This is a genomic window from Streptomyces sp. NPDC045899 (genome assembly GCF_056431485.1).
The window spans coordinates 15,831-37,074 of sequence record NZ_JBWKKP010000029.1 but is presented as its reverse complement, the minus strand read 5'-3'; the positions used below and the strand labels follow the sequence as shown (position 1 = coordinate 37,074).

Genomic DNA, 21,244 nt, shown 5'->3' with positions numbered 1-21,244 from the left:
ACCGTCGGCTCATGACCGATGCTCCGTCCCCGGCCGCACCCCGGCTGGACCTCGACGCCTATCTGACCCGGATCGGCTGGACCGGCGCCCGTCCCCCGGCCCCGACCGCGGAGACCCTGCGTGCGGTGCACCTGGCGCACGTGACCTCCATCCCGTTCGAGAACCTCCAGCCGCTCCTCGGCTCGGCGCCCTCCCTGGCCCTGCCCGACCTGGAGGCCAAGCTGGTCCGCAGCCGGCGCGGCGGCTACTGCTACGAACAGAACTCGCTGCTCTCCGCGGCCCTCACCGCGATCGGCTTCGGCGTCACCGGCCTCGCCGCCCGCGTCCGCGCGGGCGCCACCCCCGGCGCGGTCCGCCCGCGCAGCCATATGGTCCTGCTGGTCGAGATCCCGGGCGAACCGCAGCGCTGGATCGCCGACGTGGGCTTCGGCGCCATCGGCGGTCTGCTGGAGGCCGTACCGCTCGTCACCGACACCGAGCTGCAGGACGCCACCCGCCGCCACCGCTACATCCGGGAGCCCCACCCGGGAGGGCTGGAGGACCTGTTCGTCTTCCAGGCGTTCCACGACGGGGTCTGGGAGGACCAGTACGCGTTCAACCGCGAGCCCTTCGACGCGGCGGACTACGCGGTCATCAACTGGCATACGGCCACCAACCCGCGCTCGCCCTTCCAGCACACCCTCCGCGCCCAGCGCAACAGCGTCGACCTGCACCTCGAACTCATCGCCCGGACCCTGTCCGAGACCCACCCCGACGGCACCCGCAAGCAGCGCGAACTGGCCGACGACGACGAGGTCCTGCGCGTCCTCGCCGCCGACTTCGGCATCGACCTGCCCTCGGACACGGTCCTGCCCAACTGAGCCACCCTGCCCGAGCCACCCTTCGACCGGTTGCCCCGAACCGCGGATTCCGCCGAATACGCGGGTGCCGCACCGCGCCGCCGGGCCGCATGGCACGATCATCCCCCTGATGGGCCGATCGGAGGGTGGCAGGGACGGGGACATGAGCCAAGACAAGCTGTCCGTGTCGGAACGGGAACTGTCCGACCTGACCAAGGACCTCGAGGAGATGATCAGTTACCTCGAGCGGAAGATCGAGCGCCTCGACCACCTGGTCCGGTCGCTCGACGCCGACTGGAAGGGCCCCGCCGCCGCGGCCTACAAGAAGCTCCAGCGCGACGCGTATATGGACGCCGCGCGCATCAGACAGCTGATGACCTGCATCGAGGAGGCCACCAAGCGCCACGGCGGCACCCTGAGCCAGGACTTCCTGGACCTGCGCCACCGCTTCCTGTCCCTCCAGCGGTCCTCGGCGAACGACGGGGAGGACGGGCCGCACCGGGAGGACGTCTGACCTAGCGGCCCTCCGGCCCCTGTCCGGGGCCGGGTTCCGGGCCGGGTTCCGGGGTGAGTTCGCGGCTGACGAGACGGTAGTAGTCGATCGCCTTGGCCAGCCCCAGCCCCCCGGCCGCCGCGAAGACCACGGCGATGCCGATCAGCGACCCGAACCCCTCCGGGCTCAGCTCGGCCGACACCGTGGACACCCCCAGCGCCAGCCCGAGGCTGGACAGCAGGACCGACGGCAGCAGCCACAGCAGGGCGCCGCCCCGGACGCGCCAGAGCGGCAGGGTCCGGGGGTCGCGTTCCAGCCGGGCCCAGTCGCGGAGCCGCCCGCCCACGACGACGTCACGCCGGATACCGGTGGCCACGCCCAGGCTCGACGGAATCGTGGCGCCCAGCGACAGGCCCAGGAACATCACGCCCAGGATGTGTTCGACGAGCTCCCCCGTCACCAGGAACTGGAACCCGGAGACGGCCAGCACCCACCCCAGCGCGAAGACCATCGCCGACAGCCACAGCAGCAGCGCCCGGTGCGGCGCCATGTACCAGCGCGCCAACGTCCCCAACGCCCGCGCCCGTTCCTCGAGCAACCCCGCCCGGTCGCCCCACGCCCCCTGCTCCGGCACGGGCGGGGGCGGCGGCGGAAGGGTGGTGGAGGGGAGCATGGCGTCCTTTCGCCGGTCCGGCACATGGCCCGGGGGCATATGGCACAAGCGTCATGGGCGTCCAAGTCTGGCAGTTCCCGGGAGCGGCGCCCGGGCCCGCCCGGGGCCGACAAGTTCACCGACCGGTCTCGTTCAGCTCCCGTCCGCGACCGATTCGAAGCGCCAGCGGTGGACGGCGCGGCGGGTCAGATGCTCGGGGGGATCGGGGAGTTCGGGCAGGCCCGGGGTGTCGTAGGCGGCGTTCCACCAGGTGATGACCAGGACCCGGTCCTCGGGGGCGCGGAAGGTCTCGCGGCGCAGCGGGGGCGGGTCCAGGGGCTGGCGGGCGGCCCAGGTGAGCAGATCGGCTCCGGCGCCCTCGACCGCACGGGCCTCCCACATCAGGGCGACGGTCATGCGTAGAGGTTCTTCCGGCTCAGCTCGTGCACATGGTCGTGGTCGTGCGTGTGGGAGTGGGAGTGCGTATGCGCCTCGGGGTCGGGGACATGGGGGTCCGTCACCGGGAGCGAGGAGTCGGCGGACAGGTCCCAGGCGGAGGCCGAGCGGCCGCGGGCGACCATCTCCGCGCCGAGGGCCGCGACCATCGCGCCGTTGTCCGTGCACAGCTTGGGGCGCGGGACGCGCAGGGTGATGCCCGCGTCCTCGCAGCGCCGCTCGGCCAGGGCGCGCAGCCGGGAGTTGGCGGCGACGCCGCCGCCGATCATCAGGTGGTCGACGCCCTCGTCCTTGCAGGCGCGGACGGCCTTGCGGGTCAGCACATCGGCGACGGCCTCCTGGAAGGAGGCGGAGACATCGGCGACCGGCACCTCCTCGCCCGCCGCGCGCTTGGCCTCGATCCAGCGGGCCACGGCGGTCTTGAGACCGGAGAAGGAGAAGTCGTAGGCGGCGTCCCGCGGACCGGTGAGACCGCGGGGGAAGGCGATGGCGTCGGGGTCGCCGTCGCGGGCGATGCGGTCGATGACCGGGCCGCCGGGGAAGCCGAGGTGCAGCACCCGGGCGATCTTGTCGAACGCCTCGCCCGCCGCGTCATCGATGGTCGAGCCCAGCGGGCGGACGTCGGAGGTGATGTCGGGAGCCAGGAGCAGCGAGGAGTGGCCGCCGCTGACCAGCAGCGCCATGGTCGGCTCGGGCAGCGGGCCGTGCTCCAGCTGGTCGACGCAGATGTGCGAGGCGAGGTGGTTGACGCCGTAGAGCGGCTTGCCGAGGGCGTAGGCGTACGCCTTGGCCGCGGAGACGCCCACGAGCAGGGCGCCCGCGAGTCCGGGACCGGCGGTGACGGCGATGCCGTCGAGATCGGAGGCGGCGACCCCGGCCTCCTTCAGGGCCCGCTGGATGGTGGGGACCATCGCCTCCAGATGGGCGCGGCTGGCGACCTCGGGGACCACTCCGCCGAAGCGGGCGTGCTCGTCCACGCTGGAGGCGACCGCGTCGGCGAGCAGGGTGTGGCCGCGGACGATCCCGACGCCGGTCTCGTCGCAGGAGGTCTCGATGCCGAGGACGAGCGGTTCGTCAGCCATGGGTCTTCGTTCCTTGTACTGAGGGGGGCGGCACGGCCGCGGAAGGGGTCGTGGGCGCGGCCGGATCGGTCAGCCGCATGACGAGGGCGTCCACGTTGCCCGGCTGGTAGTAGCCCTTGCGGAAACCGATGGGCTCGAAGCCGAAGCGCTCGTACAGGCGCTGTGCGCGGGTGTTGTCGACGCGCACCTCCAGGAGCACCTCCCGGCACTCGAAGGCGGTGGCGGCGCCGAGGAGATCGGTCAGGAGCCGGGCGCCGAGCCCGGTGCCCCAGTGGTCGCGGGCGGTGGCGATGGTCTGGACGTCACCGGTGTGGTCGAAGACCGCGAGCCCGGCGTAGCCGACTATCGCGCCCGGCCGCGGATCCTGGTCCGTGCCGGCGCCGCCCGCTTCCGCGACCACGTAGTGACGGGTGACGTCCCGGCCCCGGGCGTGGGCGAGCTCGGACCAGAACATCCCGCGCGACCAGGCGTCGTCGGGGAACAGCTCCTCCTCGAGCGCCAGCACGGGATCGATGTCCCACCAGCGCATCTCGCGCAACGTCACGGTCGGGCCGGTCACTTGGGGGTGACCACCTTGTAGTTCGCGGGCACCTTGGCGTCGGGGCGGCGCAGGTACAGCGGCCGGGGCGGCAGCAGTTCCCCGCCGCGCGCCAGCTTCGCCGCGGCCAGCGAGGCCAGCGCCCCGGCCGACTGGTGCTCGGGCATCCCGGACGGCACCTCGGCGAAGGCGGCCGGGTAGAGGAGGGCGCCCGCGCCGACGGCGGGCAGTCCGGCGACGGGCCCGGCCTCGGTGAGATCGGCGGGGTGGTCCACGGCGGGCTCGGTCACCCGGGTCAGCGGATCGTCGTAGCGGGCCCAGTAGACCTCCTTGCGGCGCGCGTCGGTGGCCACGACGAAGGGGCCGGTCAGCCCGGCCCGCCCGGCGGCGTACGCGATCCCGTCCAGCGTGCACAGCCCGTGGACGGGGATGCCGAGGGCGGCGCCGAAGGTCGCGGCCGTCACCAGCCCGACCCGCAGCCCGGTGTAGGGGCCGGGGCCGACCCCGACGACGATGTCCGTCACCTCGGCCAGCTCGGTGTCCGCCGCCCGCAGGGTCCGGTGGACGGCGGGGAGCAGCAGCTCACCGTGGCGCCGGGCGTCGATGTCGGCGGACTCGGCGAGAACTTCGGAGCCGTCGTGCAGGGCGACCGTGACGGCGGGGGTGGCGGTATCAAGAGCGAGCAACAGCACGAGGACAGCCTACGGCGCCCCCGGAAGATCGTTCTTCGGTGTGCGGCGGCGTTCGTCCGCCGTGAACCCCCGGCCCCGGTGGCGAGTCCTTCGTACCAAGGGGGCAACAGGGCGGTGGTGGCGCGCGGTGAGCGCACTCCCGTGCCACGCGCCGGTGCTACCGTCGCCATAAGTGCGTACGGGCCGTGAGCGCGTACTGACCGCAGGAGAGGATGTCCGCCGTGCCGAGGAGCAGCACCGGGCCCGCCGTCGCCGTTCTCACCGCCGCCGCACTCGGCGCCGTCGCCTTCCTCGGCTACCAGGCCGCGGCGACCGCGCCCGACCATCCCACGCAGGCCCGGCCCGGTTCGCACTCCGACGGGTCGGAGGACCGGGCGAAGAAGACCAAGAAGAAGTCCACGGTCCTGCCCAGGAATTCGGGGACCGGCACCCGGGTCGTCTACGCGCTCGGGGACCGCCGGGTGTGGCTGGTCGGTGCGGACGGCCGGGCCACCCGCACCTTCGCGGTCGGCCCCAGCTCGGCCAGCCCGGACCCGGGGACGTACAAGGTCTCCTCGCGGAACCCGGGCGGTGTGGGGTCGGACGGGGTGCAGGTCGAGCACGTCGTCGTCTTCCACTCGGAAGGGGGCGTGGTGTTCGGTTTCAGCGCGGCCATGGACGGCACGATGCCGGACCCGGACGCGCGGAAGCGGACGGGCGCGGTGCGGGAGGCACGGGCGGACGGCACGGCGATGTGGGAGTTCGCGCAGGTCGGCACCGCGGTGGTGGTGATCGCCTAGGTCCCGTCCCGCCGGTCGTCGTGGATCAGCCCGCGGCGTCTGGTGCGGGGGCACCTCCCGGCGTTGGCCGGGGCGGATCGCACGGCGGAGGGTCGCCCTCGTACTGGGCGTACTCGGATGATCCCGGCGACGCGGCGGGACACGGTGCCGGGCGCCGCGGGCCCGCGACGACCGGCATGACAGGGCCTGGGCGGTCCGGCTGTCGGCCGGGGCGTCCGCTACGCGGCGTCGCGGCGCTCGCGCGCGGCCTCGTCCGGTTCGGACGCCGGCCGCTCGACGGCGGAGCCCGCTTCCCCGGCCGGGGGCGTGGACACCGCACTGGCCGCCGCACAGGCCGCCAGCAGGTCCCTCATCGACGGCGGGCGGCCGTCGTCGCGCCGGTCTGTCCCGACGACGGGTTCCTGGGCCGACATGGATGCCTCCTGAGGGTCCTGGGGCACTCGGACGAACAGGGAAAAATCCGAAGGTGGTTAGGCACGCCTAACCACGCTCCCCCTCCCATGTGACCACGGCCGATGCCCACAGCGCAACATCATGCCGACGGCTTGTCGGAATGTACCCCGTCAGCCGCCCGTCACCCCCCTGCGCGGACGGGGACGACAGCGAGGATGACAGCGGGGATGCGCGCGGACAGGGATGACCGCGGACGGGTCATCCGGTCAGCGACGCCAGATCCGCACCGGCCCACCGCGGCCCCACCCCGGTGACCACCACACCGCGGGCGTCGTCGGGGTCACCGGCCGCGCCGTCGCCCACCGCCCGCTCGATCACCACGTGCAGCCGGTCCTCGGACAGCCCCTCGACCTTGCCCTCGCCCCATTCGACCGCGATCACCGACTCCGGCAGCGACACATCGAGGTCGAGGTCCTCCATCTCGTCCAGACCGCCGCCCAGCCGGTAGGCGTCCACATGGACCAGCGGCGGACCGGAGCCCAGCGACGGGTGCACCCGGGCGATCACGAACGTCGGCGAGGTGACCGCGCCGCGCACGCCCAGGCCCTCCCCCAGGCCCCGGGTCAGCGTGGTCTTGCCCGCGCCCAGCTCACCGGTGAGCAGCACCAGGTCGCCGGGGCGCAGCAGCTCGGCGAGTCTGCGGCCCAGGTCCCTCATCTGCTCGGGCGAGGTGACGGTGATGCGTGTCGCTACGTCCATACCGGCCGATGGTACTCAGCCGGAGACCCCTCGCCGGGCCCGTCCCTCGACCCCGTCCACCACTCTGGCCAGCAGTTCGGTCAGATGTCCGTTGACCACTTCGGGGTGCTCGAGGATCACGAGGTGGCCGGCCTCCTCGACGATCACCAGTTCGGCGCCGGGCAGCAGCTCCGCGATGGCCTCGCTGTGCTCCATGGGCGTGATCAGGTCCTTGTCGCCCGCCAGCACCAGCACCGGCAGCCCGTCGAAGTGCGGCAGCGCCCCGGCCTTGTCATGGGCGAGGAACGCCGGGTAGAACTCCGCGACCACATCGATCGGGGTGGCCTCGATCAGCCGCTCGGCGAACCGCGCGACCCCGGGGTCCACGTCCTTGGAGCCGAACGAATAGCGCTTGATCAGCCCGGCGAAGAGATCGGCGGTGGCCCGGCGGCCCCGCTCGACCAGTTCGACCTGCCAGCCCAGCGCCTTCAGCAGCCCCGGGAGCACCCTGCGCACCGCGTTGACCCCGACGACCGGGAGGCCGAAGCTGACCTCGCCGAGACGGCCCGCCGAGGTGCCGAGGAACGCGACGCCGACCACCCGGTCCCGGACCAGCTCCGGGTACTGCGCGGCCAGCGCCATCATCGTCATCCCGCCCATGGAGTGGCCGACCAGCACCAGCGGGCCCTCGGGTGCCGCGGCGTCGATGACCGCCTTCAGATCGCGGCCGAGCTGATCGATGGTGAGGGCGTCACCGTCGGCCTGGGCGCAGCCGCGGGCCGAGCGGCCGTGGCAGCGCTGGTCCCAGTAGACGGTGCGGGCCACCTCGCGCAGCGCGGAGCGCTGGAAGTGCCAGGAGTCCTGGGCCAGGCAGTAGCCATGGCTGAAGATCATGGTGACCGGGGTGCCCGGAGCCTTGCGGCCGAACCGCCGCTTGCGCCGGGACGATGGGGGTGCCGGGCTCTCCCGGACCTCCTCCACCTCGTAGTACAGCTCGGTGCCGTCGTCGGCCACCGCCCTGCCGGGGGTGCCGCGCAGCGTGCCGTACGGGCCCTCGGCATCCAGCGCGAGGCGCGCCTTGCGCCGTACGCCGCGGCCGACCGTGAGGCGCTCCAGGGCGACGCCCGCCGCGGCTCCCGCCGCGAGGACGCCGATCGCGGCGCCCGCGAACCCGGCTCCGCGCCTCCAGCCCACGGCTGTGGCCCCCGCCGCGACCCGTGTCGCCATCTCTGCCGTGCTGTCGTCGCCCATGGTCAGATCCCTGTGCCCCCCGAATGACCTACATAAACGCGTGGCACCCGGGAACCCACACGGGTGACGATCTCGTAGGCGATCGTGCCCGCGGCACGTGCCCAGTCCTCGGCGGTCGGCTCCCCCCGGTCCCCCGGCCCGAAGAGCACCGCCTCCTCGCCCTCGACCGCGCTGTCGCCGCCGAGGTCCACCACGAACTGGTCCATGGCCACGGTGCCCGCGACCGTCCGCCACTTCCCGGCGACCAGCACCGGACCGGTGCCCGAGGCATGGCGCGGGATGCCGTCCGCGTAGCCGACCGGCACCAGGGCGAGGGTGGTATCGCCCGGGGTGACGTAACGGTGGCCGTAGGAGACCCCGTGGCCGCCCGGCACCCGCTTCACCGAGGCGAGCGAGGCGGACAGCGTCATCACCGGCCGCAGCCCGAAGTCGGCGGGCACGCCGATCTCGGGGCTCGGCGAGATGCCGTAGGTGGCGATACCGGTGCGGACGAGGTCGAAGTGGGAGGCGGGCAGGGTGAGCGTGGCCGGGGAGTTGGCCAGATGGCGCACCTCCGGCCGCAGCCCGGCCCGTTCGGCGTGGGCGAGCACCTCGCGGAAGACGGTGAGCTGGGCTTCGATCGAGGGGTGGCCCGGCTCGTCGGCGCAGGCGAAGTGGGACCAGACACCGGTCACCCGCACACTGCCCTCCGCCTCGGCGGCGCGCGCCTCGGCGACCAGGGCGGGCCAGTCGGCGGGCTGGCAGCCGCTGCGGCCGAGGCCGGTGTCGGCCTTCAGCTGGACCCGGGCGGTCCGGCCGCCGGCGCGGGCCGCGGCGGCAGCCTCCCGCAGGGCCCACCGGCCGCTGGCCGAGACGTCGATGTCCGCCTCGATCGCCTCCCGCCAGGGGCCGCCCGGCGTCCACAGCCAGCACATCAGCCGGCCGGTGTCCCCCGCCGCGCGCAGCGCGAGCGCCTCTTCCGGCGTGGCCGTCCCCAGCCAGCTCGCACCGGCCTCGCGGGCGGCGCGGGCGCAGGGCAGCGCGCCGTGACCGTAGCCGTCCGACTTGACCACGGCCATCAGCTCGGCGGTGGGCGCCGCGGCACGCAGCGCCCGAACGTTGTCCCGCAGGGCGGCCAGATCGACCACGGCTCGGGCACGCATCGGTGTCTCGTCCATCCCCGTCAGTCTCTCAGGCCCGTCCGCCGATCGGAGTGTGTGCTTCCACGCACGGAGAGCCCTCCGTTCGGGAGACTGTGACCATGAGGACTGCCTACAGCGTCGAGACCGTACGGGCCGCGGAGCGGGAGCTGATGGCGCGGCTGCCGGACGGAGCGCTCATGCAGCGCGCGGCGGCCGGACTGGCCGCGGCCTGCGCCGATCTGCTGCGCCGGGTGTCCGGGGCCCGGGTGGCGGTACTGACCGGAAGCGGGGACAACGGGGGCGACGCGCTCTACGCGGGCGCCCGGCTGGCCCGGCGCGGCGCCGGGGTCACCGCGGTGCTGCTGGCCCCGGACCGGACCCATCCGGGGGGTCTGCGCGCACTGCTGGCGGCGGGCGGACGGGCCGTACCGGCCGATGACGACCGCGCCGAGCCGGCCCTGGCCCGCGCCGGACTGGTGCTGGACGGGATCGTGGGCATCGGTGGCAAGGGCGGGCTGCGGGAGGCCGCGGAACGGCTGACGCGGGCGGTGCGCGGCACGGTCGTCGCGGTGGACCTGCCGAGCGGGGTGGACGCCGACACCGGTGAGGTGAGGGGCGCCGCGGTGCGCGCCGACGCCACGGTCACCTTCGGTGCGTACAAACCGGGGCTGCTGATCGATCCCGCCCGTGGCCACGCGGGGGCGCTGCGACTGATCGGCATCGGCCTGGAGCCGTACCTGCCGTCCGTACCCGACGCGCAGGCGCTCCAGCACGGGGACGTGGCGGCGCTGTTGCCCCGGCCGTCGGCGGAGAGCGACAAGTACCGGCGCGGGGTGGTCGGCGTGGTCGCGGGCTCCGCCCGCTACCCGGGCGCCGCGGTGCTGGCCGTCGCGGGCGCGCTGCGCGGCGGTGCGGGGGCGGTGCGCTACGTGGGTCCGGCGACCGACGCGGTCATCGCGCGCTTCCCCGAGACGCTGGTGCACACCGGTCCCCCGGCCAAGGCGGGCCGCGTACAGGCGTGGGTGGTCGGCCCCGGTCTCGGCGACGGCGCGGCCGCCCGCCACTCGCTGGAGGACGTGCTCGCCTCCGACGTCCCGGTCCTGGTCGACGCCGACGGGCTGCGCCTGCTGCCCTCCGGCGATCTCCGCGGACGTGCGGCGCCCACGGTGCTGACCCCGCACGCGGGCGAGGCCGCGGCCCTGCTCGGCGTCTCCCGCGAGGAGGTGGAGTCGGGACGGCTGACGGCGGTGCGGGAGCTGGCCGGGCGCTACGGCGCCACGGTGCTCCTGAAGGGGTCCACCACGCTGGTCACGGACGGTGCGGGGCCGGTGCGGGTGAACCCCACCGGCACCGGCTGGCTGGCCACCGCGGGCAGCGGTGACGTGCTGTCCGGACTGACCGGCTCACTCCTCGCGTCGGGCCTCGCCGCCGCCGACGCGGCCTCGGTCGGCGCCTACCTCCACGGCCTCGCCGCCCGCCGCGCGGCAGGCCCCCACGGCGCCCCGATCGCGGCCTACGACGTGGCGACGGCCCTGACCGAAGCCTGGCGCGACGTCACCGCCTGACACGGCCCGGGCCGGCGGACACCGGACAGCCGAGCGACCACCGCACGACAGACGTCCGCCCGGACACGGCACCGAGCGAACACGACTGACGGCTGAACAGGTGCGCCGACGGGCGACGGGCGGCCGGGCAGCGACCCGGCCCACCTGGCAGCAACGCGGCGATCGCCGACCCGGCAGCGAACCACCGGATCCGACAGCTGACCAACAACACCCGCCGGCCGGCGGACACCGGACGGCCCAGCGACCGTCGCACGATGGACACCCACCCGAACACGGCACCGGGCGAGCACGACTGACGGCTCAACGGGTCCGCCGACGGGCGACGGGCGGACCGGATCCTGCGGGGTGGGGAAAACCGGTGGCGGGGCTCCGGGCGGTCCGTAGCCTGACTCGTATGACCGCCCTGAGCCTGGACCGCTACGCCGCCGAAATCGTCACGCAGACCGAGCGCTTGAGGGACCTCGTCAGACATGCCGACCTCGATGCCCCGGTGCCCGGCTGCCCCGGGTGGAACCTCGGCCAGCTGCTGCGCCATGTGAACGGTACGCACCGCTGGGCCCAGGGGGCCGTCGGCTCCCGGGCGACGGAACCGGTCTCCGACGAGCTGGTCAACGACGTCCCGCGGATCGCCGGCGAGGACGCGGAGGCGCTCGGCGTCCGTCTCGGCGAGGGCGCGGCGCGGCTGGCGGAGACCCTGCGCGCGGCCGGTCCCGACATCCCGGTGTGGACACCGGGCCCGGGCGGCACCCCGATGTTCTGGGCCCGCCGGATGGCGCATGAGACAGCCGTGCACCGGGCGGACGCGGCCCTGGCGGTCGGCGCGGAGTACACCCTCGACGAGGAGTTGGCGGCCGACGCCCTCGACGAGTGGATGGACTTCGGCACCGTGCCGGAGGCCTACGCGTCCGGGCCCCCGCTGCTCGGACCCGCCCGGACCCTCCGGTTCCACGCCGTGGACACCGGGGCGCGGTGGCTGGTCGACCTCACCGGCTCCGCACCGGTCTGGCGCCGTGCGGACGAGGGGGCGGCCGTGACGGTGCGCGGTCCGCTGACCGAGCTGCTCCTGCTGCTCTACCGGCGGCCCGCCCCCGGCGTCGATGTCCTCGGGGACGGCGCCCTGCTGGAACTGTGGCTGACGCGGACCGGTTTCTGGCTGCGGTGACGGGCCGTCCGTGCGGCTATGCGGTTCCCGTGCCGCTCTCGGGCCTTCGCGCCTGGTCACTGATCTTCATCAGGATGGCGATCAGCACCCAGTTGGCCACCTGGGAGGAGCCGCCCGCGGCCAGGAACGGCAGCGCCTTGCCGGTCAGCGGGAGCAGCCCGGTGACCCCGCCCGCGACCACGAAGACCTGGAGCGCCAGCGCTCCGGACAGTCCGGCCGCCAGCAGCTTGCCGAACGGATCGCGCGCTGCCAGCGCGGTCCGCAGCCCCCGTTCGATCAGCAGCGCGTACACCAGCAGGACGGCCGTCATACCCGCCAGGCCCAGTTCCTCACCGACCGTGGTGAGGATGAAGTCCGAGCGGCCCGCGAACCCGATGAGGTCGGAGTGGCCGCGCCCCAGACCGGTACCGGTGACACCGCCGGTGCCGAAGCTGAACAGCGCCTCCGCGGCCTGCGGGGAGGTGAGTCCGGGCGGTGGGTCCGGCAGGTAGTAGTCCATGGGGTGCAGCCAGGCGACGATCCGGCCGTGCACATGGGGTTCCATCGAGCCCACGACATAGGCGCCGCCCGCGAACATCAGCAGTCCCGCCACCACCCAGCTGGTGCGCTCGGTGGCCGCGTAGATCATGATCACGAAGAGCCCGAAGAAGATCAGCGAGGTGCCGAGGTCCCGTTCGAAGACCAGCACCAGCAGGCTCAGCGCCCAGACCGCCGCGATCGGCCCGAACTGTCTGCCGCGCGGGAAGTGGAAGCCCAGTACCCGGCGGCCCGCCAGCGCCAGCGCGTCCCGGTGCGCGGTCAGGTAGCCCGCGAAGAACACGGCGATCCCGATCCGGACGAACTCCCCGGGCTGGAACGACAGCGGCCCCAGCCGGATCCAGCGCTTGGCGCCGTACAGGTCGCCGGGGAAGAACGCCGGGGCCATCAGCAGGACCAGGGAGACCAGGACGGTGACGTAGGTGTAGCGGCGCAGCAGCCGGTGGTCCCGGAGCAGCGCCAGGATCCCGAGGAACACCACGAGGCCGATGGCGGTCCACCGCACCTGGGCCGGGGCCATCGCCGGGGAGCCGTAGCGCTCGGCGTAGGAGTGGTCCAGCCGGCCGATCAGCACCAGGCTCAGCCCGCTCAGCGCGACGGCCAGCGGCAGGATCAGCGGGTCGGCGTACGGGGCGAAGCGGCGCACCGCGAGATGGGCGGTCAGGATGAGCGGCACCGCCCCCAGCGTGAACGCGGGGAGCCGGTCCGGCAGTTGCCCGTCGAGGGCGATTCCCACCGAGGCGTACCCCAGCAGGGCCAGCAGCACGGCCAGCCCCAGCAGCCCTAATTCAGCCCTGCGCCCCATGTGTTTCCCCCGTCTCGTCCGGATCCCTGAGGGGAGAGAACGCGATGGGCCCGGGCGGTTCCCGCCCGACGGCGGTCAGAGCTGTCGGAGGTGGTCCCGCAGGGTCCGGGCGACATGGGACATCAGGGCCTCGGCACCGGGCTGGCGGCTGGCGGGCACCACGGATTCGGTCAGTACGGCGACGGCGAAGCTCTGGCCGTCGGCGTGCTCGACCACGCCGATCTCATGGCGGAGGTTGAGCAGGGTGCCGGTCTTGGAGGACCAGGTGGTGGCGTCCGAGCCGAAGTCCGGCGCGAGGCGGTGCCGCATCAGGTTGTGGGCCATCAGACCGCGCACCCGCGTGGCCACCTCCGGGTGGACCGCGGACGGCGTCCACAGCGCCTGGAGCAGATCGGCCCAGGCGCGGGCGCTGCCGGTGTTGGCGCGGGTGGTGTCGAGCTGCGGCACCCGGTGACCGCGGCCGGAGGTCCCCGCGTCGATGGCGAGCGCGTGGGCGAGATGGGCCTGTGCGCCGTCGAACCGCTCCTCGGGGGTGTCGGACAGCTCCCGCATGGTGTGCCGGACGGTGATGCCGTGCAGTCCGAGCTCCTGGAGGATCCGGGCCACATGCTCGGGCGGGGTGAGTTCGAACAGCGCGTCGGCGGCCGTTCCGTCGCTGACGCAGGTGCTCAGATAGACCAGGTCGTCGACGGCGATCCGGGCGGGGTGGCGGAACCGGCTCAGCCCGGTCGGACCGGGAGTGGTGATCCGGCCGGGCCGCACCTCCACCGGTGCCGCCCCGTCGAGGTCACCACGCCGGACGCGCTCGGCCGTGGCCAGCGCGAGCGGGACCTTCACCAGGGAGGCGGACGGCAGTTGGGCGTCCGGTTCGATGCCCAGTTCCTCACCGGTGCCCAGGTCCCGCACCAGCAGATAGCCGCGCAGACCGCCGTCGCGCAGCTGTCCGCGCATCTCGCGCAGCAGCGCCTCGGTCATGCCACGACTCCCTCGGTGGACGGCGCGGCGCCCAGACAACGCGCCAGCGCGTCGCCAAGACGGTCCTGGACGTGCCGGGGGTTACCGGACGCCGCGGCGGTGACGGCGTAGCCCCGGGTGAGCGCGAGCTCGCCGATCGGCCGCCAGTGCAGGGTGAGTTCCCGGGCCTGGGCGGGTGAGCACAGCAGCAGGTCGTCGGAGCACAGCACGTCCGCCGCGGCGGAGGTGAGGTCATCGGCGACCACCAGCTGGGCGGGGCGCAGCCCGACCGCGTCCCGCAGCCGGGTCAGCGGATCGCGGATGTGCGGAACGTCGTCCTCCGGCTGGATCCGGATCCGGCGGGGCGGTCCGGGGGCACCCCGGCCCATCCGCAGGGTCTCCAGATAGACGCGTCTGACCCCGGGGTCCCCCGATCCGGCCAGCCCGAGCGGCACCGACCACAGCGCCTCGTCCGGCGGCACCGGCAGCAGGGCGGCCCGCACCTGCTGGGAGCGGACCAGCTCAGCCCGCCGGTCCGGCGGCGCGACCCGGAGGTCGAGGGTGATCCCGTGGCCGCGCGCGTCGGCCACCAGCCGGGCGAGGTCGACGGTGGAGCAGATACCGGGCATCGCCAGCCGCCACGGCTTGCGCTTGGCGGCCTCCGCCTCGTGCCGCAGTACATCGGCGGCCTGCACGAGCTGCCGGGCCGCCGGGAGCAGCTCCCGGCCGAACGGGGTGAGGACCGCCCGCCGCGAGGTGCGCTCGAACAGCGGCTCGCCGAGGTCCGCCTCCAGCGCGGCGATACGACGGCTGGCCACCGGCTGGGACATCCGGGCGGCCGCGGCCCCGACGGTGAAACTCCCGCGTTCGCTCACGCTCACGAAGGCACGGCACGCTCCCACCAGATCCACGGCTCCCACTCTAGAGGGACTGTCATGCCATTTCCTCATGGAACCGCCCAGAAGCGTATTGGACCGCATAGCCGCAGGCGGCGAGGGTGGTCAGGACGCCATACCCGTCGTTCCACCCCCCGTGTGCCCCGTCCGACGGGGCCGTTCAGGAGGTCCCGGACCATGCGCCAGACCCGCTCCCGACGCGCCCTGCGCGGTGCGCTCGCCACCCTCGTGCTCATGCCGCTCGCCGCCTGCGGCCAGGACGACTCCCCGGAGTCCTCCTCCAAGGGGAGCGCATCCGCAACGGCGGCCGCGCCCGCCGCCGCCCGCGCGTCCACCGATGAGTTCAAGAAGCTGGAGAAGGCGTTCGACGCGCGTCTTGGCGTCTACGCCGTCGACACCGGGACCGGACGTGAGGTGGCGTACCACGACGGTTCGCGCTTCCCCTTCGCCTCCACGTTCAAGGCCATGGCCGCCGGTACCGTCCTGCGCGAGCGTTCGCTCAAGGGCATGGACAAGAAGATCAGGTACACCAAGGACGATCTGGCCGCCTACTCCCCGATCACCGAGAAGCACACCGGCACCGGGATGACCCTGGGCGAGCTGTGCGACGCCGCCGTCCGCTACAGCGACAACACCGCGGCCAATCTGATCCTCGCCGAACTCGGCGGCCCCGAGGCCCTCGACGCCGCGCTGGAGAGGATGGGCGATCACACCACCCGGATGGTGCGGCGCGAACCGGAGCTCAACGACTGGGACCCGAAGGACACCCGGGACACCACCACCCCCCGGGCGTTCGCCAAGGACCTGCGCGCCTTCGTCCTCGGTGACACGCTCGACGGGCCCGAACGCGCGCAGCTCACCACCTGGCTGCGGAAGAACACCACGGGCGCGACGACCATCCGGGCGGGCGTGCCGAAGACATGGACGGTCGGCGACAAGACCGGCACCGGCAGCACCTACGGCTCCCGCAACGACATCGCGGTGGTGTGGCGGCCGGACGCGGCCCCCATCGTCGTGGCGATCATGACGAACCGCACCGCGAAGGACGCCGAGCCCGACGACAAGCTGCTGGCCCGGGCGGCCGGGGTGGTGGCCGACACCCTGGGGTAGCGGCCACCGGCCCCGTCCGGGAGACCCCGGTCATCCCTCGGCGATCACCACCGCGGAGGCCACTCCCGCGTCATGGCTCAGCGAGACATGCCAGCCGCGGACGCCCAGCTCCGCCGCGCGCGCCGCGACCGTACCGCGGACGGTCAGCCGCGGACGGCCGGAGTCCTCGGTCACCACCTCGGCGTCCGTCCAGCGCAGCCCGCCCGGCGCGCCCAGCGCCTTGGCCAGCGCCTCCTTGGCCGCGAACCGGGCGGCGAGCGACGCGATCCCGCGCCGCTCGCCGCTCGGCAGCGTCAGCTCGTCCGCCACGAACAGCCGTTCCGCCAGCCCCGGGGTACGCCGCAGGGCATCGGCGAAACGGTCGATCTCGGCCACGTCGATACCGACACCGATGATCACGGGATCACGATCACTCGACGGTCACCGACTTGGCCAGGTTGCGCGGCTGGTCGACCTCGTTGCCGCGCGCGGTCGCCAGCTCACAGGCGAAGACCTGGAGCGGCACGGTGGCCACCAGCGGCTGGAGCAGGGTCGGGGTCTGCGGGATCTCGATCAGGTGGTCGGCGTAGGGCGCCACCGCCTCGTCCCCGCGCTCGGCGATCACGATCGTGCGGGCACCGCGCGCCCGGATCTCCTGGATATTGGAGACGATCTTGTCGTGCAGCACCGAGCGCCCGCGCGGCGACGGCACCACGACGACCACGGGCACATCCTGCTCGATCAGCGCGATCGGACCGTGCTTCAGCTCACCGGCCGCGAAGCCCTCGGCGTGCATATACGCCAGTTCCTTGAGCTTGAGCGCGCCCTCCAGCGCCACCGGGAAGCCCACATGGCGCCCGAGGAAGAGCACCGTGTTCTTGTCGGCGAGGGACCGGGCCAGCTCACGGACCGGCTCCATCGTCTCCAGGACCTCTTCCACCTGGGTGGCGATCTCCGACAGCTCGCGGATCACCGAGAGGATCTCGTCGCCCCACTTGGTGCCGCGCACCTGCCCCAGGTACAGCGCCACCAGGTAGCAGGCCACCAGCTGGGTGAGGAACGCCTTGGTCGAGGCGACCGCGACCTCGGGCCCGGCGTGGGTGTAGAGCACCGCGTCGGACTCGCGCGGAATCGTCGACCCGTTGGTGTTGCAGATCGCCAGCACCTTGGCGCCCTGCTCACGGGCGTGCCGCAGCGCCATCAGGGTGTCCATGGTCTCGCCGGACTGCGAGATGGCGATCACCAGGGTGCGCTGGTCCAGGATCGGGTCCCGGTAGCGGAACTCGCTCGCCAGCTCCGTCTCGCAGGGGATCCGTGTCCAGTGCTCGATGGCGTACTTCGCGATCATGCCGGCGTGGTAGGCGGTGCCGCACGCGACGATCACGACCTTGCTGACCTCGCGCAGCACGGACGCGGGGATCCGCACCTCGTCCAGGCAGAGGCTGCCGGAGAGGTCGATCCGGCCGAGCAGGGTGTCCGCGACCGCCTTCGGCTGCTCGGCGATCTCCTTGAGCATGAAGTAGTCGTAGCCGCCCTTCTCGGCGGCGGAGGCGTCCCAGTCCACGTGGAACGGACGGACCTCGGCGGGCGCGCCGTCGAAGTCGGTGACCGTCACGCCCTCCCGGCGGGCCTCGACCACCTGGTCCTGGCCCAGTTCGATGGCCTCGCGGGTGTGCGCGATGAACGCGGCCACATCGGAGGCGAGGAACGCCTCGTCCTCGCCGACCCCGACCACCAGCGGCGAGTTCCGGCGCGCCCCGACCACCACGCCGGGCGCGTCCGCGTGCACCGCGACCAGGGTGAAGGCGCCCTCCAGCCGGCGGCACACCTGGCGCATCGACTCGGCCAGGTCATTGCAGGAGGAGAAGGACTCGGCGAGCAGATGCGCCACGACCTCGGTGTCGGTCTCCGAGATGAGCTCATGGCCGCGCTCGGCCAACTCGGCGCGCAGCACCGCGAAGTTCTCGATGATGCCGTTGTGGACGACGGAGACCCGGCCCGCGTTGTCCAGGTGCGGATGGGCATTGGCGTCGGTCGGCCCGCCGTGCGTCGCCCACCGCGTATGACCGATGCCGGTGCCGCCGCTGGGCAGCGGGCGGTCGGCCAGCTCCTTCTCCAGGTTGGCGAGCTTGCCCGCCTTCTTGGCGGAGGCCAGCCCGCCGTCGGCGAGCACGGCCACCCCGGCCGAGTCATAGCCGCGGTACTCCAGCCGCTTGAGACCGGCCAGGACGACATCGAGGGCGGACTGCCCTCCCACATAACCAACGATTCCGCACATGGAGGCAGCGTACGGCCCGCCCTCACGGGGACGGACGACGGCCCGCGCATCATGGGCGCCGTGCATAATGCCCGGATGCGGCCGGAGGCCGTCATCTCATCTTCCTGGGGGGAATAGTGAGGCGAATCACCTTATCGATGCTTGTCGTGCTGCTCGCGTTAGGCACCGGGTGCGATACGTCCGAGAAGGAAACGGCCAAGGGTGGCAGAGCCACCGGGAAGGCGAAGGCCACCAAGAAGACCTGGTGAGCGCCTCCGCGAGGCCGTTGCCAGGACCCGGCGGACCAGTGTGCGCGTCGAGGAGACCATCACGGTCCGCCGTGGCACCGAGGAGAGCATCCTCACCATCAAGGGCCCGTTCGACTTCGCCCGCGACCGGGGCGAACTGTCGGTCGCCCTGCCGGGCACCGGCCGCCGGAAAGAGACTTTCAGCGAGGGAAAGGTCTTTATGTCGCCCGTGCCGGGTCACCCCCGGGGCACCTGGAGTGTCACCGACCGTGCCGAAGCCAAGGCACACGCCCCGCTGACGGCCCCGCTGAACGACCCCGAGTACGTGCTGGAGCAGATCTCCCAACTGCGGAAGGTCTCCTATGGGGGTCTGACGGGGTACCCCCCGCACCGCGCGTACAGCTACGCGGGCTGGCTCGACTTCGACACCGCGGCGCGCCGTCTCGACCGGAGGAGTCGCGCGGTGCTCGAACGGGCCCGCCCGGCCATCGGGGACTACCCGGTATGGGCACATGTCAACGTGACCGAGGACGGGTGCGTCGAACGGATCGAACTGACGTCGATACTGGACGGTACGAGCACCGACGTCGCCATCGACTTCACCGACCACGGCACCCCCGTGACCGTCACGCCGCCGAAGACCACCGGGGCCCAGCCGGGGTGACCGACCCCACGCCCCCTCCCGCCCCACAGTTCCGGGCCCAGCCCCGACAATGAAGGTGTGATCACGTCAACCGCGCGCGAAGCGCGCACCGTGCGCGCACCGCAGCGGCGGAGCGAGGCCAGCCCGTACGTGGATCTCTCGCGCTCGGAGTGGAGCGCGCTGCGGGACAAGACACCGCTGCCGCTGACCGCCGAGGAGGTCGAACGGCTGCGGGGGCTGGGCGACGTCATCGACCTCGACGAGGTGCGGGACGTCTACCTGCCGCTCTCCCGGCTGCTCAACCTCTACGTCGCGGCCACCGGACGGCTGCGCGGCGCGCTCAACACCTTCCTCGGCGACACCAAGAAGGGCAGCGGCACCCAGCCCGGCACCCCGTTCGTCATCGGGGTGGCGGGCAGTGTCGCGGTCGGAAAGTCCACCACCGCGCGGCTGCTCCAGGCACTGCTGGCCCGCTGGCCGGAGCATCCGCGGGTGGAGCTGATCACCACCGACGGCTTCCTCTACCCCAACGACGAGCTGCACCGGCGCGGGCTGATGTCCCGCAAGGGGTTCCCCGAGTCGTACGACCGCCGGGCGCTGACCCGCTTCGTCGCCGATGTGAAGGCGGGCAAGGCGGAGGTCACGGCGCCGGTCTACTCGCACCTGATCTACGACATCGTCCCGGACGAGCGGCTGACCGTGCACCGCCCCGACATCCTGATCGTCGAGGGGCTCAATGTGCTGCAACCGGCGCTGCCGGGGACGGACGGCCGGACCCGGGTCGGGCTCGCCGACTTCTTCGACTTCAGCGTGTACGTGGACGCCCGCACCGATGACATCGAGAAGTGGTATCTCGGCCGCTTCCGGAAGCTGCGCGAAACCGCGTTCCAGGATCCGTCCTCGTACTTCCGCAAGTACACCCAGGTCTCCGAGGAGGAGGCGCTGGACTACGGCCGGATGATCTGGCGGACCATCAACAAGCCCAACCTCCAGCAGAACGTGCAGCCCACCCGGGGGCGTGCCACGCTCGTCCTCCGCAAGGGGCCCGACCACAAGGTGCAGCGGCTGTCCCTGCGCAAACTCTGAGGAGCCCGCTCGTGCTGCATCTGCGGCTGATCGTCCCGGCCGACCGCACCGACACGGTGGTGCGCACCGTGGCGGACACCGTCGGCACCACCCATCTGGTGGTGCTGCCCGGCGCCGCGCGCGAACCCGCGGGGGACCTCGTGATGTGCGACGTGGCGCGGGAGGCGGCCGATCCGCTGATCGACGCGCTGCGCGGGCTGGGGCTCGACGAGGACGGGGCGATCACCGCCGAGAACATCGACCTGTCGCTGTCCAGGCGCGCCGACGCCGCCGAGGAGGAGGCGCCGGGCGAGGGTGCGGACGCGGTGGTGTGGGAACAGCTCGCGGAGGCCACCCACGAGGAGTCCACGCTCTCCGTGACGTATCTCGCCTTCCTCGTCCTGGCGACGATGATCGCGGCCTGTGGTGTGGTGCTGGACAACGCGATCCTGATCGTGGGCGCGATGGCGGTCGGTCCGGAGTTCGGCCCGCTGGCCGGGGTGTGCACGGCGCTGGTCCAGCGCGCTCCACGGCTGGCCATGCGCTCGGCGACCGCGCTGCTGGTGGGATTCGCGGCGGCGATGGCGCTCACCACGGCGTTCAGCATGGCGATGGACGCGGTCGGGCTGTTCGGCCAGGAGATGCTGGAGGGCGACCGCCCGAACACCGACTTCATCTGGAAACCGGACCTGTTCTCGCTCGTGGTGGCCGTGCTCGCGGGCATCGCCGGAACGCTCTCGCTGACCTCGGCGAAGTCGGGGGCGCTGGTGGGGGTGGCGATCTCGGTGACCACGGTCCCGGCGGCGGCCAACGCGGCGGTGGCACTGGGTTACGGAGACATCGACCAGATGGTGGGCTCCAGCGAGCAGCTGCTGGTGAACCTGGCGGGGATCGTCGCGGCGGGCACGCTGACGCTGCTGGTGCAGAAGGCGCTGTGGGGCAGACAGCACCGGCGGACCCCGCGCCGCGGGTAGCCGCGGGGGTCCGGG

General features: G+C 73.0%; 23 protein-coding genes. 9 read left to right on the top strand and 14 right to left on the bottom strand.

Going from position 1 to position 21,244, the window contains the following annotated elements:
- The first annotated feature begins 11 nt into the window (after window positions 1-11).
- Together AC07FT_RS31345 and AC07FT_RS31340 are read left to right on the top strand one after the other, a co-directional pair.
- Window positions 12-860: an arylamine N-acetyltransferase family protein gene (locus AC07FT_RS31345; protein WP_479179365.1), complete on the top strand. Its 849-nt coding sequence runs from the start codon at window positions 12-14 to the stop codon at window positions 858-860.
- A gap of 142 nt (window positions 861-1,002) precedes the next feature.
- Window positions 1,003-1,353 (top strand): WXG100 family type VII secretion target, encoded by a 351-nt coding sequence (locus AC07FT_RS31340; RefSeq protein ID WP_479179363.1) that lies wholly within the window; start codon window positions 1,003-1,005, stop codon window positions 1,351-1,353.
- Between the two features lies 1 nt (window position 1,354).
- On the opposite strand, the gene AC07FT_RS31335 is transcribed toward AC07FT_RS31340, so the two are convergent.
- From AC07FT_RS31335 to tsaB, 5 genes are all read right to left on the bottom strand, one after another.
- A complete protein-coding gene (locus tag AC07FT_RS31335; protein ID WP_479179362.1) occupies window positions 1,355-2,005 on the bottom strand; it encodes a hypothetical protein in 651 nt (216 codons plus the stop codon).
- A 132-nt stretch (window positions 2,006-2,137) separates the two neighbouring features.
- Window positions 2,138-2,401 (bottom strand): hypothetical protein, encoded by a 264-nt coding sequence (locus AC07FT_RS31330; protein WP_471203437.1) that lies wholly within the window; start codon window positions 2,399-2,401, stop codon window positions 2,138-2,140.
- A complete protein-coding gene (tsaD, locus tag AC07FT_RS31325) occupies window positions 2,398-3,522 on the bottom strand; it encodes a tRNA (adenosine(37)-N6)-threonylcarbamoyltransferase complex transferase subunit TsaD (RefSeq protein WP_479179360.1) in 1,125 nt (374 codons plus the stop codon). Before tsaD ends, AC07FT_RS31330 begins: the two co-directional genes overlap by 4 nt.
- Window positions 3,515-4,081 (bottom strand): ribosomal protein S18-alanine N-acetyltransferase, encoded by a 567-nt coding sequence (rimI, locus tag AC07FT_RS31320; protein ID WP_471203439.1) that lies wholly within the window; start codon window positions 4,079-4,081, stop codon window positions 3,515-3,517. The genes tsaD and rimI overlap by 8 nt, the downstream gene beginning before the upstream one ends.
- Window positions 4,078-4,752, bottom strand: coding sequence for a tRNA (adenosine(37)-N6)-threonylcarbamoyltransferase complex dimerization subunit type 1 TsaB (gene tsaB / locus AC07FT_RS31315; protein WP_479179358.1), 675 nt, complete (start codon window positions 4,750-4,752; stop codon window positions 4,078-4,080). Before tsaB ends, rimI begins: the two co-directional genes overlap by 4 nt.
- A 221-nt stretch (window positions 4,753-4,973) precedes the next feature.
- Here tsaB and AC07FT_RS31310 point away from each other — a divergent pair, with 221 nt between their 5' ends.
- Window positions 4,974-5,531, top strand: a complete 558-nt coding sequence (locus AC07FT_RS31310; protein WP_479179356.1) for a hypothetical protein — start codon at window positions 4,974-4,976, stop codon at window positions 5,529-5,531.
- Between the two features lie 218 nt (window positions 5,532-5,749).
- On the opposite strand, the gene AC07FT_RS31305 is transcribed toward AC07FT_RS31310, so the two are convergent.
- The 4 genes from AC07FT_RS31305 to alr all read right to left on the bottom strand — a co-directional run bounded on the left by AC07FT_RS31305 (window position 5,750) and on the right by alr (window position 9,070).
- The gene (locus AC07FT_RS31305) at window positions 5,750-5,944 is read right to left on the bottom strand and encodes a hypothetical protein (RefSeq protein ID WP_471203445.1); all 195 of its coding nucleotides are present in this window, start codon (window positions 5,942-5,944) and stop codon (window positions 5,750-5,752) included.
- Between the two features lie 238 nt (window positions 5,945-6,182).
- Window positions 6,183-6,683, bottom strand: coding sequence for a tRNA (adenosine(37)-N6)-threonylcarbamoyltransferase complex ATPase subunit type 1 TsaE (gene tsaE, locus AC07FT_RS31300; protein WP_479179354.1), 501 nt, complete (start codon window positions 6,681-6,683; stop codon window positions 6,183-6,185).
- Between the two features lie 15 nt (window positions 6,684-6,698).
- Window positions 6,699-7,913, bottom strand: a complete 1,215-nt coding sequence (locus AC07FT_RS31295) for an alpha/beta fold hydrolase (protein ID WP_432036578.1) — start codon at window positions 7,911-7,913, stop codon at window positions 6,699-6,701.
- A 2-nt stretch (window positions 7,914-7,915) separates the two neighbouring features.
- Window positions 7,916-9,070 (bottom strand): alanine racemase, encoded by a 1,155-nt coding sequence (gene alr / locus AC07FT_RS31290; RefSeq protein WP_479179352.1) that lies wholly within the window; start codon window positions 9,068-9,070, stop codon window positions 7,916-7,918.
- A gap of 83 nt (window positions 9,071-9,153) precedes the next feature.
- Here alr and AC07FT_RS31285 point away from each other — a divergent pair, with 83 nt between their 5' ends.
- Together AC07FT_RS31285 and AC07FT_RS31280 are read left to right on the top strand one after the other, a co-directional pair.
- Complete coding sequence (locus AC07FT_RS31285) at window positions 9,154-10,599, top strand: NAD(P)H-hydrate dehydratase (protein WP_479179350.1); 1,446 nt, start codon at window positions 9,154-9,156, stop codon at window positions 10,597-10,599.
- 394 nt (window positions 10,600-10,993) lie between these two features.
- Window positions 10,994-11,761 (top strand): maleylpyruvate isomerase family mycothiol-dependent enzyme, encoded by a 768-nt coding sequence (locus tag AC07FT_RS31280; protein ID WP_479179349.1) that lies wholly within the window; start codon window positions 10,994-10,996, stop codon window positions 11,759-11,761.
- Between the two features lie 16 nt (window positions 11,762-11,777).
- Here AC07FT_RS31280 and AC07FT_RS31275 read toward each other — a convergent pair whose 3' ends face one another.
- The 3 genes from AC07FT_RS31275 to AC07FT_RS31265 form a co-directional block, all read right to left on the bottom strand.
- Window positions 11,778-13,103, bottom strand: a complete 1,326-nt coding sequence (locus AC07FT_RS31275) for an FtsW/RodA/SpoVE family cell cycle protein (protein ID WP_479179348.1) — start codon at window positions 13,101-13,103, stop codon at window positions 11,778-11,780.
- A 75-nt stretch (window positions 13,104-13,178) separates the two neighbouring features.
- Complete coding sequence (locus AC07FT_RS31270) at window positions 13,179-14,078, bottom strand: serine hydrolase (RefSeq protein WP_471203456.1); 900 nt, start codon at window positions 14,076-14,078, stop codon at window positions 13,179-13,181.
- On the bottom strand, window positions 14,075-14,968 hold the full coding sequence (locus AC07FT_RS31265; protein WP_479179347.1) for a LysR family transcriptional regulator: 894 nt from the start codon (window positions 14,966-14,968) through the stop codon (window positions 14,075-14,077). The genes AC07FT_RS31270 and AC07FT_RS31265 overlap by 4 nt, the downstream gene beginning before the upstream one ends.
- A gap of 162 nt (window positions 14,969-15,130) precedes the next feature.
- Here AC07FT_RS31265 and bla point away from each other — a divergent pair, with 162 nt between their 5' ends.
- A complete protein-coding gene (gene bla / locus AC07FT_RS31260) occupies window positions 15,131-16,063 on the top strand; it encodes a class A beta-lactamase (protein ID WP_479179345.1) in 933 nt (310 codons plus the stop codon).
- Window positions 16,064-16,093: 30 nt separating this feature from the next.
- Here bla and AC07FT_RS31255 read toward each other — a convergent pair whose 3' ends face one another.
- Together AC07FT_RS31255 and glmS are read right to left on the bottom strand one after the other, a co-directional pair.
- Window positions 16,094-16,462 carry a holo-ACP synthase gene (locus AC07FT_RS31255; protein WP_431775496.1) on the bottom strand — a complete coding sequence of 123 codons (369 nt, stop codon included), beginning with the start codon at window positions 16,460-16,462 and terminating at the stop codon, window positions 16,094-16,096.
- A 10-nt stretch (window positions 16,463-16,472) separates the two neighbouring features.
- Window positions 16,473-18,320 carry a glutamine--fructose-6-phosphate transaminase (isomerizing) gene (gene glmS / locus AC07FT_RS31250; RefSeq protein ID WP_471203462.1) on the bottom strand — a complete coding sequence of 616 codons (1,848 nt, stop codon included), beginning with the start codon at window positions 18,318-18,320 and terminating at the stop codon, window positions 16,473-16,475.
- 288 nt (window positions 18,321-18,608) lie between these two features.
- Here glmS and AC07FT_RS31245 point away from each other — a divergent pair, with 288 nt between their 5' ends.
- From AC07FT_RS31245 to AC07FT_RS31235, 3 genes are read left to right on the top strand one after another with little or no spacing between them, the layout of a single operon-like run.
- Entirely contained in the window at window positions 18,609-19,211 is a 603-nt protein-coding gene (locus AC07FT_RS31245) for a hypothetical protein (RefSeq protein ID WP_479179344.1), read from the top strand.
- A gap of 57 nt (window positions 19,212-19,268) precedes the next feature.
- Window positions 19,269-20,276: a type I pantothenate kinase gene (coaA, locus tag AC07FT_RS31240; RefSeq protein ID WP_479179343.1), complete on the top strand. Its 1,008-nt coding sequence runs from the start codon at window positions 19,269-19,271 to the stop codon at window positions 20,274-20,276.
- Between the two features lie 11 nt (window positions 20,277-20,287).
- Window positions 20,288-21,229 (top strand): DUF389 domain-containing protein, encoded by a 942-nt coding sequence (locus AC07FT_RS31235; protein WP_479179341.1) that lies wholly within the window; start codon window positions 20,288-20,290, stop codon window positions 21,227-21,229.
- Window positions 21,230-21,244: the final 15 nt, after the last annotated feature.